Consider the following 16,206-nt stretch of genomic DNA (forward strand, 5'->3'; position numbering starts at 1 on the left):
TTAATGATCATGTTCTAAATTCATCATTTGAGCCGGTGCCGAGACTTGAACTCGGGACCTCTTCCTTACCAAGGAAGTGCTCTACCGCTGAGCTACACAGGCGAAATAAAAAGAGCGGAAGACGGGGCTCAAACCCGCGACCCTCAGCTTGGAAGGCTAATGCTCTATCAACTGAGCTACTTCCGCAATTTTAATTCTTTCACGAACCAATTCTCGTTTTGAATTGTTTCTTAGTAGTGGGCAGTGATGGATTCGAACCACCGAAGTCGAAAGACAGCTGAGTTACAGTCAGCCCCATTTGGCCACTCTGGTAACTGCCCAATATGTCAAAAACTTTTCTTTTGAGCCTCTTGTCGGATTCGAACCAACGACCCCGAGATTACAAATCACGTGCTCTGGCCAACTGAGCTAAAGAGGCGAACCTTCTTTTCTAAAAGAAGCCGTTTCGTCGGGTAGGCGAAACGGCTGCAAATTTAGATATTATTTCTTACATACCAAATTTATCTACCGTTTTTTTTATTTGGCTCTGATTTTTTCCTTGAATTTAACTAATTGTTTTTCCAATGCTTCGACACATTCGTCGATAGACGCCTCGAAAGTATCATTCACTTTCTCTGCAAAACAATCTCCATTCTTTATTATAAGACGCACAGCGGCTTCTTTATTCTTTGCTGATTCGGGTTTTGTAACCTTCAGCGTTACCTCTGCTAATATTATGCCGTCGAAGTATTGCTCCAACTTACTAACTTTCTTCTGAATAAACGCTTCTAACTGAGCTGTTGCGTCAAAATGGATTGCTTGAATTCTAATGTCCATAATTAACCTCCTTCTTTTTTCGCTCTTGGATGAGCATGATACACTTTTTTTAATTCCTCAAAGGTTGTATGTGTGTAAACGCTGGTTGAAGCCAAACTGCTGTGTCCGAGTATCTCTTTCACCGCATTCAACTCTGCTCCATTATTCAACATACTTGTTGCAAACGAATGTCTCAATACATGAGGGCTACGTTTCGCCAATGTTGGGATCTCCGACAATTTATCCTTTACAATAGTATAAACGATACCAGCCGATAATTGTTCCCCGTTTTTTCTTACAAAAAACCATCCGCTCTCCGAACCAACTTCACGATTTCGAACTTCAGTGTATGCTTGTATTAAGTTTTTTAATCCTTCTGCAAATGGGATCAACCGTTGCTTATTACGCTTTCCCGTTACCCGTATCTGCATCGATTCGCAGTCTACATCGGAATCTTGCATTCCTATCAACTCCGAACGGCGGATACCTGTATCGTAAAGCATCTCAAGCATCAGACGATTCCTTACACCTTCAAAATCCTCACCAAATCCATCACCGTCCAGCAAAAATTCCATTTCCTTGTCTTTTATAAAATAAGGTAACGGTTTCTTTGTTTTCGGCCCGGTTATTAACCTTAATGGATTAACAGAGATGCTTCCCTGCTTCATAAGGAATTTAAAAAAAGACTTCAAAGAACTTAATTTCCGGTTGACCGACACTGGAGAAAGCTTTTCGTCCATTAAAACGACTACCCAATTTCTCACTAAATCCGTATCGACATCCACCGGATCAAATATGCCTTCCTTATACTTTTTTACATAATCTTCAAACTGGCGCAAATCTTTCGAATAAGCTCCTATCGTATAATTGGAATAGTTCCTCTCATACCGAAGATAATCTAAAAACGAATCTATCAACATATCTGCGTTGCACCAACTTTTATGCAACGAAAATAGGAATAAGAATTCAATAAAACAAGTTTGGTAAGATATTTATTCTTCGATCTGCTGCAATTGCTGAACGTAAACAGCACGCATGTTCTGTTTTCTCTTGGCAACAGAAGGTTTGATGAACGCCTGACGGCTTCTCAATTCCTTTACAACTCCTGTTTTTTCGAACTTTCTTTTAAACTTTTTCAGCGCTTTTTCGATGTTTTCGCCTTCTTTCAATGGAACTACGATCATAATTTAATTTATTATATTGTTTTTAATTACATCCTCAAAATGGGCAGCAAAATTACTGATTCTTTCGTTATTAGCAAAACTTTCCGACAATAATTCGTATTTTTTATTTTTCTATGAATGCTTTAACAGTCAGAAGCTCTGCCTTCTAGTCACTAAGGCTATCCGTAAATGGGGGATAGGCCACTCCTTTTTCCGTAATAATCGCAGTTATCAACTCATGAGGTGTAACATCGAAAGCCGGATTGAAAATCTTAACATCCCGGGGAGCCATCCGGTGAGCATACCACATTTCCGACACTTCCTCCGGAGCTCGTTCTTCTATTACAATAGACTTTCCGTCAGGACATTGCTTATCAATCGTAGAGGTCGGTCCCAGCACATAAAACGGGATACCGTAATGACGGGCCAGAATAGCAACGCCGGATGTTCCGATCTTATTGGCTACGTCACCGTTCATAGCCACCCGGTCGCAACCGACTATCACAGCCTGTACCCACCCTTTCTGCATAACGGAAGAAGCCATATTATCGCAGATCAGCGTAACATCCACTCCGGAACGCTGAAGTTCGTAAGCCGTAAGACGGGCTCCCTGCAGCAAAGGACGTGTTTCGTCGGCGAAAACCCTAAAGTTATACCCCCGCTCCTGCCCCAGATAAACCGGAGCCAAAGCCGTTCCGTACTCCGAAACAGCCAAATGACCGGCATTACAATGCGTCAGAAGCCCCATACCCGGTTTCAATAAAGCCAAACAGTTCTCTCCTATCCGACGGCATGCCGCAGCATCTTCCTCCCGGATAGCCACAGACTCATCATGCAACAGCCGGACTAGTGCCGGAATATCTTCCTGACGGTTATCCAACACGACTTTCTCCATCCGGTTCAACGCAGCCACCAGATTAACAGCCGTCGGCCGGGAAGAAGCCAGATAATCTTTTATCCGTTTAAATTCCTGGTAAAAGTCGTCAAAGCCAGCCGCCCCGATCTGTTTGCTGCAAACATAAATGCCATAGGCCGCTGCCACTCCGATAGCAGGAGCACCGCGAACTTTCAGTTTGTAAATAGCCTCCCAGATATCTTCCGCATTGGAAAGGGACAAATAAACCTCTTTCTCCGGTAGTTGGGTCTGATCCAAAAGAACTACGGAGTCAGCATCCTCACTAAGACGGACTGTTTTTAAATCTGTAATATTACTTTTACTCATTCTCTCTTTATATTCACTCTTTCCTACAAAGATCGGAAAAATTCGATATAACACAATTTTTTATCCCTAAAACAACGTTACTCCCTTAGTAGTCCCGCCCTCCCGGCACTACTAAGACAAAACGCCAGCACAACGAGCCCGGCAAGCTGAGACTATTGTGCCAATTATTTATTATAAAAGACCATTCACTAATTTTTCAAAATCAAAATTCCTTTTATGTCTTTATATATATATTCTTATTATATTAAGAGAGCGTCAGTGAGATCGTCAGTAGATCGTCAGCGAGTGCTCAACAAACCGAAAGCAAACATCTATATATCAAACAAATACAGCCACAAACGATCGTCCGAAGATCGTCAGTGAGATCGTCAGGGGAATTTACCTACTTTAATACACCCTTCTTTCCCAATAATTTATTAACTTTGCCAATAGTAACGTTGACTAAATAGTAATGCGATGAAAACAAATATCCCTGAACGTATTGCCGCCCTGAGGGAGGTAATGAAAGAAAAAAAGATCGATGCTTATATCATTCCCAGTTCCGATCCTCATCTGAGTGAATATCCGGCCGACCGCTGGAAGTCACGCGGCTGGATATCCGGTTTCGACGGATCGGCCGGTACAGTGGTGATTACGGCTGATAAAGCAGGTTTGTGGACTGACTCCCGTTATTTCCTGCAAGCCGGCATACAACTGGAAGGATCCGGTATCGAATTATATAAACTGGCATTGCCGGAAACTCCGACCATTCCGGAATTCCTGCTCCATGAATTGCAAAGCGGACAAACAGTCGGCACAGACGGACTGACCTATAGTGTTGCCGAAGCCGCTAAACTTGAAAAAGCACTGAGACGGAAAGAGATCAGGCTGGAGACAGCTTACGACCTGATAGATCTGATCTGGAAAGACAGGCCGGCTGTTCCCGGTAACCCCTTGTTTGAAATGCCGGTTGAACTGAGCGGTAAGGCCGTCCACGAAAAACTGGATGAGATAAACAACCACCTGCGTAAAGAAGGTGCTGATTGCGGAATACTGGCAGCTCTCGATGAAGTGGCCTGGACATTCAATATCCGTGGCACGGACGTCACTTACAACCCGGTTGTAATCAGTTATGCCTTTATCTCCGAAGATGAAAGCGTTCTTTTCATCGACCCCAAAAAGATAACGGCGGAAGCTTCTGAGAATCTGAAAAAAGAAGGTGTCGTGCTGGCCGATTACACAATGATACAAAAGTATCTTTCCCGTCTCCCGGAAAACATCCGTGTATTTATCGACCCGTCCAAGACGAACATTTCCCTTTACAATGCTCTGCCGAAAGGATGCACGATCATCGAAGGCATCACTCCGGCAAACCATCTGAAAAGTATCAAGAACGAAACAGAGATAAAAGGATTCCGTAATGCTACCGTGAAAGACGGTATCGCATTGACCCGTTTCTACATTTGGCTGGAAAAGAAACTGGCTGCCGGTGAGAAAGTGACAGAACTGGATGCTTCCGCCCGCCTGACAGCCTTGCGTGCCGAGCAACCGCAGTATATCATGGACAGCTTCGAGTCGATCACCGGATATGCCGGACACGGTGCGATCGTTCACTATGCCCCTACTCCCGAAACCGACGTGGAACTGAAACCGGAAAGTCTGCTCCTAATGGACTCGGGCGCACAATACCTGGACGGGACAACGGACATTACCCGTACCGTTGCACTGGGTGAACCGACCGAACAGATGAAAAAAGATTTCACCCGCACGCTAAAAGGCATGATCGGAATTGCCAAATGTAAATTCCCGGCCGGCATACGCGGTTGCCTGCTCGATGTTCTTGCCCGTAAAGCGTTATGGGATGCAGGTATCAATTATCTTCACGGCACCTGCCACGGTATAGGACACTGCCTGAATGTACATGAAGGCCCGCAAAGTATCCGTATGGAAGAAAATCCTGTTCCGTTGAAACCAGGTATGGTGATGAGCGACGAACCGGCCATGTATCGTACCGGTGAGTACGGCATCCGCACGGAAAATATGATCCTGATCCGCGAAGACAGCGAAACAGAATACGGTAAGTTCTATGGTTTCGACACCCTGACTTTATGTTATATCGATACCAAATTGATCATGGTGCCGATGTTGTCGGTTAGGGAACGTGCCTGGATAAATAAATATCACCAGATGGTGTACGACTTGTTAAGCCCGCATCTGAACGAAGAAGAAAAAGCCTGGTTGAAAGAAAAAACAGCTGAAATTTAAAACAAAAGTAATGGCAATAATAAGATCAGTAAGAGGCTTTACCCCTAAGATCGGTAAAGACACATTTTTAGCAGACAACGCCGCTATTATCGGCGATGTTGAAATCGGAGAGGGTTGCAGTATCTGGTTCGGTACGGTTTTACGTGGTGACGTAAACTCGATCCGTATCGGTAACGGCGTGAATATCCAGGATGGTTCCGTACTGCATACATTGTATGAGAAATCGACGATAGAGATCGGCGACGATGTTTCGGTAGGACATAACGTAACGATCCACGGAGCCAAGATTTGTAACGGCGCCCTGATCGGAATGGGTTCTGTTGTACTCGACCATGCCGTGATCGGTGAAGGGGCTATCGTTGCCGCCGGTTCGGTAGTATTGAGCAAAACGATTGTCGAACCGGGTAGCATTTACGCCGGCGTACCTGCCAAGTTCGTCAAGAAGGTAGATCCCGAACAGGCCAAAGAGATCAATCAGAAAATTGCTAAAAACTACCACATGTATTCAAGTTGGTATAAAGAAGAAACAGAATAAATGAAAAAAGCAGGATGGGCAATACTTTTGATAGTATGCTGTATCGGAGGCTATCTGGTATTGCCCTCCAACTATTATCTGCGCCGTGCCCTTACGCATTTGCTTCCCAAGATCGACCAGTATCCGATATTTGAGAACCGGACGGTAAAGGCCGGTGATCCGCAGCCCTGGATACGATCGGAGACATACAATACAGTTTCCATCCCGGAAAAGTATCTGCCGGTTTTCGAGCAACTGGGAACGGTTGCTTACGTTATTATCAAAGACAGTACGTTGCTTTTCGAACAATATTGGGAAGATTACTCTCCGGAGTCTCACAGCAACTCCTTCTCGATGGCCAAGAGCATTGTCTCGCTGGCAATAGGAGCAGCCATTGACGATGGTTTCATAAAAGATGTCGACCAACCGGTCAGCGACTTCTATCCGGAGTTTCAGGGATACAACGGGAAACCTTTAACTCTCCGCCATCTGCTTACGATGAGTGCGGGAGTAGACTTTGACGAAGCCTATTCCTCCCCCTTCTCTCCTACTACAAAATTGTATTACGGCGATGATTTGCAACAGATTGCACTCGGCATGAAAGAAATCGAGGAACCGGGAGTCAACTTTATCTACCAGAGCGGAGTGACGCAACTACTCGCTTTTATCGTTGAAAAGGCGACCGGAGAAAATATCAGTTCCTATGTTTCACGTAAGTTCTGGACTCCGATGAATGCGGAAGAAGACGCTCTCTGGAGTCTGGATAAAAAAGACGGTATCGAAAAAGCTTATTGTTGCTTCAATAGCAATGCCCGCGATTTTGCCCGTTTCGGACAGCTGATACTAAACAAGGGCGACTGGAACGGCAGGCAACTTATCTCCTCTTCTTATCTGAAGGAGGCAACGACTCCCGATACCAGTTTACTGTTCAAAGAATATAATGAGACGAACCACTGTTACGGGTTCCAGTTCTGGCACCTCTCCTACAACGGTATGGAGATCCCCTATATGCGTGGTATCCTTGGACAATACATCTTCATCATCCCCGACCTCAATGCCGTTGTCGTACGACTCGGTCACAAACGCAGCGAAACACGCTCCGACCAACATTATCCGGATGATATAGATACCTGGCTGGGAGCGGCTGTCGAAATGATTCAAAATAAATCAGAATAAACACTCTAAATTAAATCAACAAATGAAGAAAACAGTCTTTACTGCACCTGTCGCAGCATTATTACTCCTTTCTTGTGCACAAGCACCACAAGATAAAGGGAAAGAGATTACTTACACGCCACAGGCGCCTTACAATCCGCCGACTTATGTGTGTTACAAAGCCCCGGCTCCTATCAAAATAGATGGAAAGCTGTCGCCGGAAGAATGGGATGCCATTCCCTGGACAAACGACTTTGTGGATATCGAAGGCGACAAACGTCCTAAACCGCTTTTGCAGACACGGGCAAAAATGACTTACGACGACAATGGTATGTACTTTGCCGTCCTGATGGAAGAACCCCATGTATGGGCTACGATCAAAGAACATGATGCCGTTATCTATCACGATAACGATTTCGAAATATTCCTCAATCCGACAAACGACACACACAATTACCTGGAATATGAAGTAAACGCACTGGGTACGGAGTGGGATTTATATCTGACTAAACCGTACCGTGACAATCCACAGGTACTGAACAACTGGGAGTTTGCAGGGATGAAATCGGCTGTTTATGTAGACGGTACATTGAATAATCCGAAAGATACCGACAAATCATGGAGCGTGGAAGTATTCATTCCATGGTCTTCCATCTATCAGGTAGCCAGAGGAAAGGATAAACCTACTGCCGGTGAACATATCCGTACAAACTTCTCCCGCGTGGAATGGACAACAGATGTACAGGATGGAAAATACGTGAAAGTGCCCATCAAAGGGGAAGACAAGATACGCGAATACAACTGGGTATGGGCCCCGACAGGTGTAATCAACATCCACATGCCTGAGTACTGGGGATTTGTACAAATCTCGGATAAAGTAGCCGGTACAGGAGAAACTCCGTTCGTGAAAGATCCGAACGATGAGATCAAATGGCTTCTTCGCAATTTGTATTATCGCCAGAACGAATATGCAGCTACATTCGGTGGATATGCCCCTTCTGTAGCGGCCCTCAAACCGGAAGAGCTCTGCCCGGCTGAACAGGCTAAGCAAATCCAGCTTTTCCAGACTCCTTCCATGTATGAAATAACAGCACCGGGAACAGACGGGAACACATGGCATATCCGTCAGGATGGATTAGTTTGGGCAACAAAAAATAAGTAATAATAGAAAATATGAACCTATATGACGCCCCTATCAGGCTTGTCATATAGGTTCACATCTGTCAATAAATGAAACAATATAAATATCTCCTTTTAGATCTTGACGGAACAATCACCGACTCGGAAACAGGGATTACCCGTTGTGTCGAATATGCGTTAAATCACTTTGGCATTCAGGTCGATGATTTACGTGAATTATCACCATTCATCGGCCCTCCTTTATTGGATTCATTCAAAGACTTCTACAATTTTACTGACGAGCAAGCCGCCATTGCCGTTGAAAAATACAGGGAAAGATATGAGAAGAAAGGAATCCTGGAAAACAAGCTATATCCGGGGATCGGCGAATTCCTGGCAGAAGCCCGGCTAAAGGATAAAATAGTAATACTGGCGACCTCCAAACCTGAAATATTCGCCAAACGTATCCTGGACTATTTCGAATTAAGCAATTACTTCTCTTTTGTGGCCGGAAGCGGTCTGGACGGTTCCCTGCACACCAAAACAGATGTGATCGACTACATATTACAATCGAACAAGATCATAGACTTGAGTTCAGTCGTTATGATTGGCGACAGGAAGCACGATATTATCGGGGCAAAGAACGTTGGCATAGACTCCGTCGGCGTTTTATATGGCTTCGGAGATTATAAAGAATTATCAGAAGCCGGAGCAGACTACATTGTTGAAGATATTCCGGCACTCCGTAAACTGCTATTGGAGAAGTAAATGTAAGTAATGGAAAATAATTAAGGATTTACTTATGATCAATATTATAAATAAGATAAACTCATCGTATCCAATTTCTGATGAAACCATACGGACACTGAAAGAAAATGTAACCTTATGCCATTTCCCCAAAAAACACCAGCTGATCAAAGCTAATATGTTTTGCAAATCAGCTTATTTCATAGAAAAAGGAATGACCCGCTCTTTCTGGTTGGTAAACGGAGAAGAAATAACAACCTCTTTCTCCGATGAAGGTGGAATTGTTTTCAGCATGGATGAATTATATTATAATAAGCCCAGTGAAGAATTTGTAGAGACACTTGAAGATGTTATTGCATATAGAATATCACTGACTGATTTACTCCGGTTATTTCAAACCAATATTGAATTAGCTAATTGGGGAAGGGTTATTCATCAAAACGAATACAGACGTTTACACCGTTCCCACAAAGAACACCTTACCTTGTCTGCAAAAGAAAGGTACGAGGAGTTTAAGCAACAATTTCCGGAAGTGTGCCAGCGGGCACAATTAGGATATATAGCCTCTTATCTGGGGATCACATTGTCTACACTCAGCCGCCTCAGAGCTCAGAAATAATCTTTACCGGGTATAATTTGACATAAGACAAATTTTAAGACGCATAAGTTTTATAATTTTGGCACTTCATAAGTAACAGCAAACAATAATAATCTAAATAACAAATTCTTATCATGCAAAACATTTCTTCCGCTGCATTTACAGACACTAAACCTCATTACGACCTTCTCGACGGATTAAGAGGGGTGGCAGCCCTTTTAGTCGTATGGTACCATGTGTACGAAGGCTACGCTTTTGCCGGAGGCAGCGATACCATCGGAGGTATCAATCATGGCTATCTGGCCGTGGATTTCTTCTTTATCCTATCCGGTTTCGTTATCGGCTACGCTTACGACGACCGCTGGGCAAAAAGTTTAACCCTGAAAGATTTCTTTAAACGCCGCTTGATCCGTCTCCATCCGATGGTTATCATGGGAGCGGTTCTGGGTCTTATCACTTTCCTCATTCAAGGCAGTGTAAAATGGGACGGAACACATGTAGCCATCTCCACAGTCATGTTGTCCCTGCTTTGTTCCCTGTTTTTCATTCCGGCTATACCGGGGGCCAGTTATGACGTCAGAGGTAATGGCGAAATGTTTCCGCTGAACGGCCCCAGCTGGTCATTATTCTTCGAGTACATCGGTAATATTCTTTACGCTTTGTTTATCCGCCGCTTGTCAACCAAAGCATTGACGGTAGTAGTCTTTTTGATGGGAGCGGCACTGGCTGCGTTTGCCTCCTTTAATGTTTCCGGATATGGGAATATCGGAGTGGGCTGGACATTGGACGGCGTGAATTTTGTAGGCGGATTATTGCGAATGCTTTTCCCCTTCTCTATGGGTATGCTTTTATCCCGCAACTTTAAGCCTATAAAGATAAGAGGTGCTTTCTGGATTTGTTCGATTATATTACTGGGATTATTTTCCGTACCCTACCTGGAAGGAACTGATCCCATTTGCATAAACGGACTTTACGAGTCGTTTTGTATCATTATCGTTTTCCCAATCCTCATTTGGTTAGGAGCATCGGGAACTACAACGGATATAAAGTCTACGAAGATTTGTAAATTTTTAGGGGATATCTCTTTCCCGCTTTATATCATACATTATCCTTTTATGTACCTGTTCTATGCCTGGTTGATCGACAAACAACTTTTCACTCTTGGAGAAACCTGGCAGATGGTCTTAGGTGTTCTTGCCTTAAATATAGTAGTCGCCTATCTATGCCTGAAACTATATGACGAACCGGTGAGAAAATGGCTGAGCAAGAAGTTCCTGGCTAAGAAATAAGGATTACTATACATTAATAATATAATGCAGGCACGGATTACGTAAATAATTCTTTATACAAGAACAGTGATCCGTGCCTAAATTATTATTTACGATATTTACGGGAGTTTGCTTTTACAACTATAATAACAGACCCAATCATAACAAGCAAAAGATTAAACAAGCCATTAAACGCCCACAACTCATACTTTGTCATGAAAAAAGCTCCTATGATCTGACAAAGTCCCATGCACAAAAAACATTTACATGCCATACGACCAACGGCATTCATATCAGTTTTCCGCTGCCGTTCTTTTGTCATAACATTAAGCATTCCCGGATATTTAACAACTATCAAACCCGTGACAATCAAAATGATCCCAACTATATAATTATCTAAAAGATCCATGCCTATAAATATTAATAACACAAACCGATCAGATAGCGACAAAGAATATCCCCGCCAAACACAGCCACACAATAAAGAATGCCTAACGGATATCCTTTCAGATTACAGGAAACTTTTAACGCTTTGAACATCCAGACCAATACCCACACCAGAAATATCACTCCGATCAGTGATAACCATACACCAGCCAGAAAGCCGGGTTGAGCCAAAAGTTCAGTCGGTGGTACATTCATATCCACTTTGGTCATATTTTGTATAGGGGGCAACATATTGAACAAGTTCATAAAAATAAAAGGCAATTGGGCAAAAGCGACAGTCCCCAACACATCAATCACCCTTATCCGTGAACGTGACAAGATCAGTCCGCCCAGATAAAACAGCAAAGCCGGAACGAGCCAGACAACCAAATGCTCGATAGCATAACACCACCAAGCCGGATTAGGAGCCGGGCCAAAATGTAACAGTCCGTGATAATGCCAGCCGGAAAGATAACAGATAACGGTAGAAACGACCATTCCTAAAAGTCCCCACCCTAATGCCTGAAAACCGGCAATCCGCTCAAACGGATTAATCAGAAAATTCATCCATTGTTTTTTCATAATGATTCAATCTTATTTAGTTTATCTATCAGATCATCCAATACATTCCTGACAGTCGGATAACTTACCCCCATATTCTTAGCCATATCTTTCAAGCTACCGCTGGATTTAATAAAGTCAATCACAAAAAGCTGTTCCTTCTCCGTCAGCTTTGCCAGAACGGGAAGCTCAAAACTTCCACAGACTTCCGTATCACATTGCTCACAAAACAATCTGCCCACTTTTAGCGGAGAGTCGCAGGCAGGACATTGCAAGGGTAATCTTCTCTTTTGCTCATTCATTATATTTATCTTTTACGCAACAAATATAACAACATATTTAATATTATCAATATATAAATAAATATTATTCATTACATACTTAACTTTATCACACAAACTGAATAAACCTCTCTCCGATCTCCTTCAACACAAATAATGACAACATATCTGTTTACTATACATGATTTTGAATGATTACCGCCAACTTTTCTTATATTTGCAGATAAACTTAATACATAAACGAACTATATCATGAAACGAAACAACCTATGGATGACAGCCCTGGCATTGGGGATCACATTGTCCGCCTATGGCCAGCAGCCCGACGGAGGTATTTCAACAGAGATGTTGCAACAGATCAAACAGTCTTACAAAGGGACTGCGGCGGATAAGGCTATACACAATGCGATCAGCAATAACGACATCAACAAGTTAGCAGTCAATGCTGAAAGTAAAAACAACTTTGATACTTACTTTTCCAATAAAGTAAACAGCAAAGGTATCACCAACCAGAGATCATCCGGACGTTGCTGGTTATTTACCGGGTTGAATGTATTCCGTGCACAGGCTATAGCCAAATACAACATGGGAGATTTCCAGTTCTCACAAAACTACTCCTTCTTCTGGGATCAATTGGAAAAAGCCAACCTGTTCCTGCAAGGTATCATCGACACACGCGAAAAGCCGATGGACGACAAGATGGTTGAATGGTTATTCAAAAACCCGCTTAGCGATGGCGGACAGTTCACGGGAATATCCGACATTCTGGGAAAATATGGTGTAGTTCCTGCTGAAGTAATGGTGGAAACCAATAGTAGTGAAAGTACGGGAAGAATGGCAAACCTGATCGGCCTCAAATTAAAGGAGTTCGGTTTGCAACTACGTGACCAGTCAGCCCAAGGAACCAAGCCAGCCGCTTTGGAAAAGAACAAAACGGAAATGCTGGGTACTATTTACCGCATGCTGGTACTCAACTTGGGTGAACCGCCTACGAAATTTACCTGGACACGAAAAGATGCACAAGGCAATCCGGTTGAAACCAAAGAATATACTCCCCAGTCATTCTTTGACGAATACATAGGCAAAGACCTGACAAACAATTATGTCATGCTGATGAACGACCCGAGCCGCGAATACTATAAATTATATGAGATAGATTTCGACCGTCATCGTTACGACGGAAAGAACTGGACATACGTAAACCTTCCGATCGAAGATATCAAAGAAATGGCCATCGCCTCTATCAAAGACAGCACTATGATGTATTTCTCCTGCGATGTCGGCAAATTCTTCGACCGCGAACGCGGCTTGCTGGATGTCAACTATTATGATTATGGTTCATTGATGGGCACTACATTCGGCATGGACAAGAAACAGCGTATCCAGACTTTCGCCAGTGGTTCTTCGCACGCAATGACATTAATGGCTGTCGACCTCGATGCTAACGGTAAGCCTAAGAAATGGATGGTAGAAAACAGTTGGGGGCCGGGAGCCAATAACGGACACCTGATCATGACGGACGAATGGTTCAACGAATATATGTTCCGCTTGGTGGTTGACAAGAAGTTCATAACAGATAAAGTAAAAGATGTTCTCAAACAAACACCGACCCGCCTGCCGGCTTGGGATCCGATGTTCCAGAACGAAGAATAATCTTATATATACCCGATAAATAAAAGAGCCAACGGACTTAAGTTCCATTGACTCTTTTATTATCTGAAGCAACTCATTCATGCCCCCATGCGGAAGGTGCTTTTCCCATTTCAAGTACTAACTCTCCCCCTTTCACTAAATCCTCATGCATCAGGTAGGATTTATCATAAGGCTTACCATTCAGACGGGCACTTTGTATATATACATTTTCCGGACTGTTATTATGAGCCTCGATCACAAACGTCTTCCCGGATGCATATTCCGGAGAGAGATTAAAGAGAACCTTCTCAAATACCGGACTTGTTATTTCATATCGTTGATCGCCCGGGCAGATCGGATGGATACCACTGGCAGCCAGCACATACCAGGCCGACATCTGACCGACATCTTCATTCCCAACCAAACCCAGTACCGAGTTTTTATAGGCATTCCTACAAATATCGCGCGTCCACTTCTGCGTCAGTTCGGGAGCCCCTAAGCGGTTAAAGAGGAACGGCACATGGTGTACCGGTTCATTGGCATGATTATAATACTCATTCCATAAATAACCGTCCGGCGTCTTCTCAAACATATCCGTAAGGTCTGCCAGTACTTTCTCACGTCCCCCCATCAGCTCTATCATACCATCTACATCATGGGGAACAAACCAACCTTGTTGATATGCATTGCTCTCCACACAACCATATCCTTCCGCCAATCGTTCCTGTTCCGGCAAGGCCTGAAAAACACCTTTATCATCCCGCTGACGAAACCAGCCATACGCCGGATCGTAAATCGTCGAATAAGTGGCTGCCCTCTTGTCAAAATAAGTTTTATCTTCCTCTTTTCCTAACCATTCAGCCAAACGAGCCATACACCAGTCGCTATATGCATATTCCAATGTATGGGAGATAGATCCCGGAGTATATCCGGCTTCATTATTACCGAACAAACGGGAAGTATTCAAAGCATATCGATAGGCTTTATCTATGTCATAGGAACGAATTCCCTTTGAATAAGCATCACATAAAACAGAGATAGCCGGATTACCGATCATACAGCCGGAATAGGCGTTCAGAAGCTCCCAGCGTTCCAGATATTCATTCCCGCTCTGGTCGGCTATCTCGACCAGCGAATTGATCTGGTCGCTTACCAAAGCCGGATTGATAATCGTCTGCAAAGGCATCTGGCTGCGGAACACATCCCAACCGCTGAAGATAGTCCGCTTCGTGAAGTTATTGGCGACATGTACTTTCTTGTCAGCTCCGGTATATTCGCCATTCACGTCACTGCATATCCTGGGATCGATCATAGTATGATAAAGAGCCGTATAAAAGATAGCCTTTTCATCTTCAGAAGCTCCCGACACGGTCACTTTACCCAGGGCGTCGTCCCAGAGTAACTGACATTTAGCCAATGTATCGTCAAAATCCCAGCTATTCATCTCCGAATGCAGATTTTCCTCCGCATTCATCATACCCGTAAAAGAGATACCGCTTCTCATCAGGATCTGGTCGTTCTGCTCCGTATCGAAATCGGCATAAAAACCCAGGTGCTTTCCGACGAAAGAGGTTACCTCCGGTATGATCCGGGCATTCTTCACCACTTCATGGTAACGGTCGCTTTCAATATCCTGACGTTTGCGTGTCCAGCCGTCAGGAATATCTGCCGACCATACCCCATGCGTTTTAAACGGGCGGGAAAATTCAGCGTAGAAGTAAACGGTGTAATCCGCTTTTCCATCGCCATTTCCCCAACCTCCACCGTCAGGCGTACATTTCATTTCACCCCGGATAGTATGATCATTCACAATTTCTATAGCTTGCCAGACAGAAGTACCTCCCACTCTCCGTGCCAGGTCTATCTGTATATGTGCTTCTTTACTTTCCGGAAAAGTAAAACGCAGCATACCGCTGCGGGGCAGCGCTGTAGCTTCCGCCTTAATCCGGTAGTCAGTCAACATAACGGAATAATATCCGGCAGATGCTTTTTCCGAAGCTTTATCATATCGCGAACGATACCCGTTATCCGGATCGTCCTGGGTTCCGGAAAAAGTATGCAGTTTACCGACAGTCGGCATCACCAACAGGTTACCCAGGTCGCCATACCAGCCGATACCACTCATCTGTGTAAACGCGAATCCTTCGATAGAGGTATGTTCATAGCTATACCCCGGCCCGTTATCTCCTCCGGTTATTGTATTCGGGCTCACCTGTACCATGCCGTAAGGCGCCGTAGCTCCCGGAAAAGTCTTCCCCAGCCCATGATAGGAACCACCTGCTTCCGTACTGGTGGACGCTCCGATAAAAGGATTTACATAAGAGGAAAGAGGCAGGTCTCCCGTCTGGTCTTTCACAGACTTGCAGGAAGATGAAATAACACAGAGAACAACCAAACACAAACGAACTATTTTTACCATACTATTATTGATTAAAGATTAAGAACGGAAGCAAAGATACTATTTCATAAAAAAAGCCGCCT

Annotated in this window: 16 protein-coding genes and 4 tRNA genes; 8 read left to right on the forward strand and 12 right to left on the reverse strand. The window is 43.9% G+C overall.

Annotation, left to right across the window (positions count from 1 at the left end; translation table 11 throughout):
• Window positions 1-30 precede the first annotated feature (30 nt).
• The 8 genes from HMPREF1212_RS23630 to mtnA all read right to left on the reverse strand — a co-directional run bounded on the left by HMPREF1212_RS23630 (window position 31) and on the right by mtnA (window position 3,180).
• Window positions 31-102, reverse strand: a tRNA-Thr gene (locus HMPREF1212_RS23630).
• Between the two features lie 11 nt (window positions 103-113).
• Window positions 114-186: transfer RNA gene (locus tag HMPREF1212_RS23635), tRNA-Gly, on the reverse strand.
• A 51-nt stretch (window positions 187-237) separates the two neighbouring features.
• Window positions 238-320, reverse strand: a tRNA-Tyr gene (locus HMPREF1212_RS23640).
• A gap of 24 nt (window positions 321-344) precedes the next feature.
• A tRNA-Thr gene (locus HMPREF1212_RS23645) sits at window positions 345-418 on the reverse strand.
• Window positions 419-516: 98 nt separating this feature from the next.
• Complete coding sequence (gene hpf, locus HMPREF1212_RS23650; RefSeq protein ID WP_028726925.1) at window positions 517-816, reverse strand: ribosome hibernation-promoting factor, HPF/YfiA family; 300 nt, start codon at window positions 814-816, stop codon at window positions 517-519.
• A gap of 2 nt (window positions 817-818) precedes the next feature.
• Window positions 819-1,715, reverse strand: a complete 897-nt coding sequence (locus HMPREF1212_RS23655; RefSeq protein WP_028726924.1) for a tyrosine-type recombinase/integrase — start codon at window positions 1,713-1,715, stop codon at window positions 819-821.
• Between the two features lie 72 nt (window positions 1,716-1,787).
• The gene (gene rpsU / locus HMPREF1212_RS23660) at window positions 1,788-1,979 is read right to left on the reverse strand and encodes a 30S ribosomal protein S21 (RefSeq protein WP_028726923.1); all 192 of its coding nucleotides are present in this window, start codon (window positions 1,977-1,979) and stop codon (window positions 1,788-1,790) included.
• Window positions 1,980-2,124: 145 nt separating this feature from the next.
• Window positions 2,125-3,180, reverse strand: a complete 1,056-nt coding sequence (mtnA, locus tag HMPREF1212_RS23665; protein ID WP_046151403.1) for an S-methyl-5-thioribose-1-phosphate isomerase — start codon at window positions 3,178-3,180, stop codon at window positions 2,125-2,127.
• A 456-nt stretch (window positions 3,181-3,636) separates the two neighbouring features.
• Between mtnA and HMPREF1212_RS23670 the strand changes: the two genes are divergently transcribed.
• The 7 genes from HMPREF1212_RS23670 to HMPREF1212_RS23700 all read left to right on the forward strand — a co-directional run bounded on the left by HMPREF1212_RS23670 (window position 3,637) and on the right by HMPREF1212_RS23700 (window position 10,846).
• The gene (locus HMPREF1212_RS23670; protein WP_046151404.1) at window positions 3,637-5,424 is read left to right on the forward strand and encodes an aminopeptidase P family protein; all 1,788 of its coding nucleotides are present in this window, start codon (window positions 3,637-3,639) and stop codon (window positions 5,422-5,424) included.
• A 10-nt stretch (window positions 5,425-5,434) separates the two neighbouring features.
• Window positions 5,435-5,959, forward strand: a complete 525-nt coding sequence (locus HMPREF1212_RS23675; RefSeq protein WP_028726920.1) for a gamma carbonic anhydrase family protein — start codon at window positions 5,435-5,437, stop codon at window positions 5,957-5,959.
• Window positions 5,960-7,114: a serine hydrolase domain-containing protein gene (locus tag HMPREF1212_RS23680; RefSeq protein WP_046151405.1), complete on the forward strand. Its 1,155-nt coding sequence runs from the start codon at window positions 5,960-5,962 to the stop codon at window positions 7,112-7,114. It begins immediately after the preceding gene.
• A gap of 22 nt (window positions 7,115-7,136) precedes the next feature.
• Entirely contained in the window at window positions 7,137-8,255 is a 1,119-nt protein-coding gene (locus HMPREF1212_RS23685; RefSeq protein WP_046151406.1) for a carbohydrate-binding family 9-like protein, read from the forward strand.
• A 68-nt stretch (window positions 8,256-8,323) separates the two neighbouring features.
• Window positions 8,324-8,980 carry an HAD-IA family hydrolase gene (locus HMPREF1212_RS23690; protein ID WP_046151407.1) on the forward strand — a complete coding sequence of 219 codons (657 nt, stop codon included), beginning with the start codon at window positions 8,324-8,326 and terminating at the stop codon, window positions 8,978-8,980.
• A gap of 34 nt (window positions 8,981-9,014) precedes the next feature.
• Window positions 9,015-9,578, forward strand: a complete 564-nt coding sequence (locus HMPREF1212_RS23695; RefSeq protein WP_028726916.1) for a Crp/Fnr family transcriptional regulator — start codon at window positions 9,015-9,017, stop codon at window positions 9,576-9,578.
• A gap of 113 nt (window positions 9,579-9,691) precedes the next feature.
• On the forward strand, window positions 9,692-10,846 hold the full coding sequence (locus HMPREF1212_RS23700; protein ID WP_028726915.1) for an acyltransferase family protein: 1,155 nt from the start codon (window positions 9,692-9,694) through the stop codon (window positions 10,844-10,846).
• Between the two features lie 85 nt (window positions 10,847-10,931).
• On the opposite strand, the gene HMPREF1212_RS23705 is transcribed toward HMPREF1212_RS23700, so the two are convergent.
• The 3 genes from HMPREF1212_RS23705 to HMPREF1212_RS23715 are packed head-to-tail and all read right to left on the reverse strand — an operon-like array spanning window position 10,932 to window position 12,114.
• Window positions 10,932-11,234, reverse strand: coding sequence for a DUF3784 domain-containing protein (locus HMPREF1212_RS23705; RefSeq protein WP_046151408.1), 303 nt, complete (start codon window positions 11,232-11,234; stop codon window positions 10,932-10,934).
• Between the two features lie 11 nt (window positions 11,235-11,245).
• Window positions 11,246-11,833: a YIP1 family protein gene (locus HMPREF1212_RS23710; RefSeq protein WP_028726913.1), complete on the reverse strand. Its 588-nt coding sequence runs from the start codon at window positions 11,831-11,833 to the stop codon at window positions 11,246-11,248.
• Window positions 11,830-12,114 carry a DUF2089 family protein gene (locus tag HMPREF1212_RS23715; RefSeq protein ID WP_028726912.1) on the reverse strand — a complete coding sequence of 95 codons (285 nt, stop codon included), beginning with the start codon at window positions 12,112-12,114 and terminating at the stop codon, window positions 11,830-11,832. The genes HMPREF1212_RS23710 and HMPREF1212_RS23715 overlap by 4 nt, the downstream gene beginning before the upstream one ends.
• Window positions 12,115-12,345: 231 nt before the next feature.
• Here HMPREF1212_RS23715 and HMPREF1212_RS23720 point away from each other — a divergent pair, with 231 nt between their 5' ends.
• A complete protein-coding gene (locus tag HMPREF1212_RS23720) occupies window positions 12,346-13,746 on the forward strand; it encodes a C1 family peptidase (RefSeq protein WP_046151409.1) in 1,401 nt (466 codons plus the stop codon).
• Window positions 13,747-13,819: 73 nt separating this feature from the next.
• On the opposite strand, the gene HMPREF1212_RS23725 is transcribed toward HMPREF1212_RS23720, so the two are convergent.
• Window positions 13,820-16,144, reverse strand: coding sequence for a GH92 family glycosyl hydrolase (locus HMPREF1212_RS23725; RefSeq protein ID WP_046151410.1), 2,325 nt, complete (start codon window positions 16,142-16,144; stop codon window positions 13,820-13,822).
• Window positions 16,145-16,206 lie beyond the last annotated feature (62 nt).

Source organism: Parabacteroides sp. HGS0025 (genome assembly GCF_000969845.1).
GTDB lineage: Bacteria > Bacteroidota > Bacteroidia > Bacteroidales > Tannerellaceae > Parabacteroides > Parabacteroides gordonii.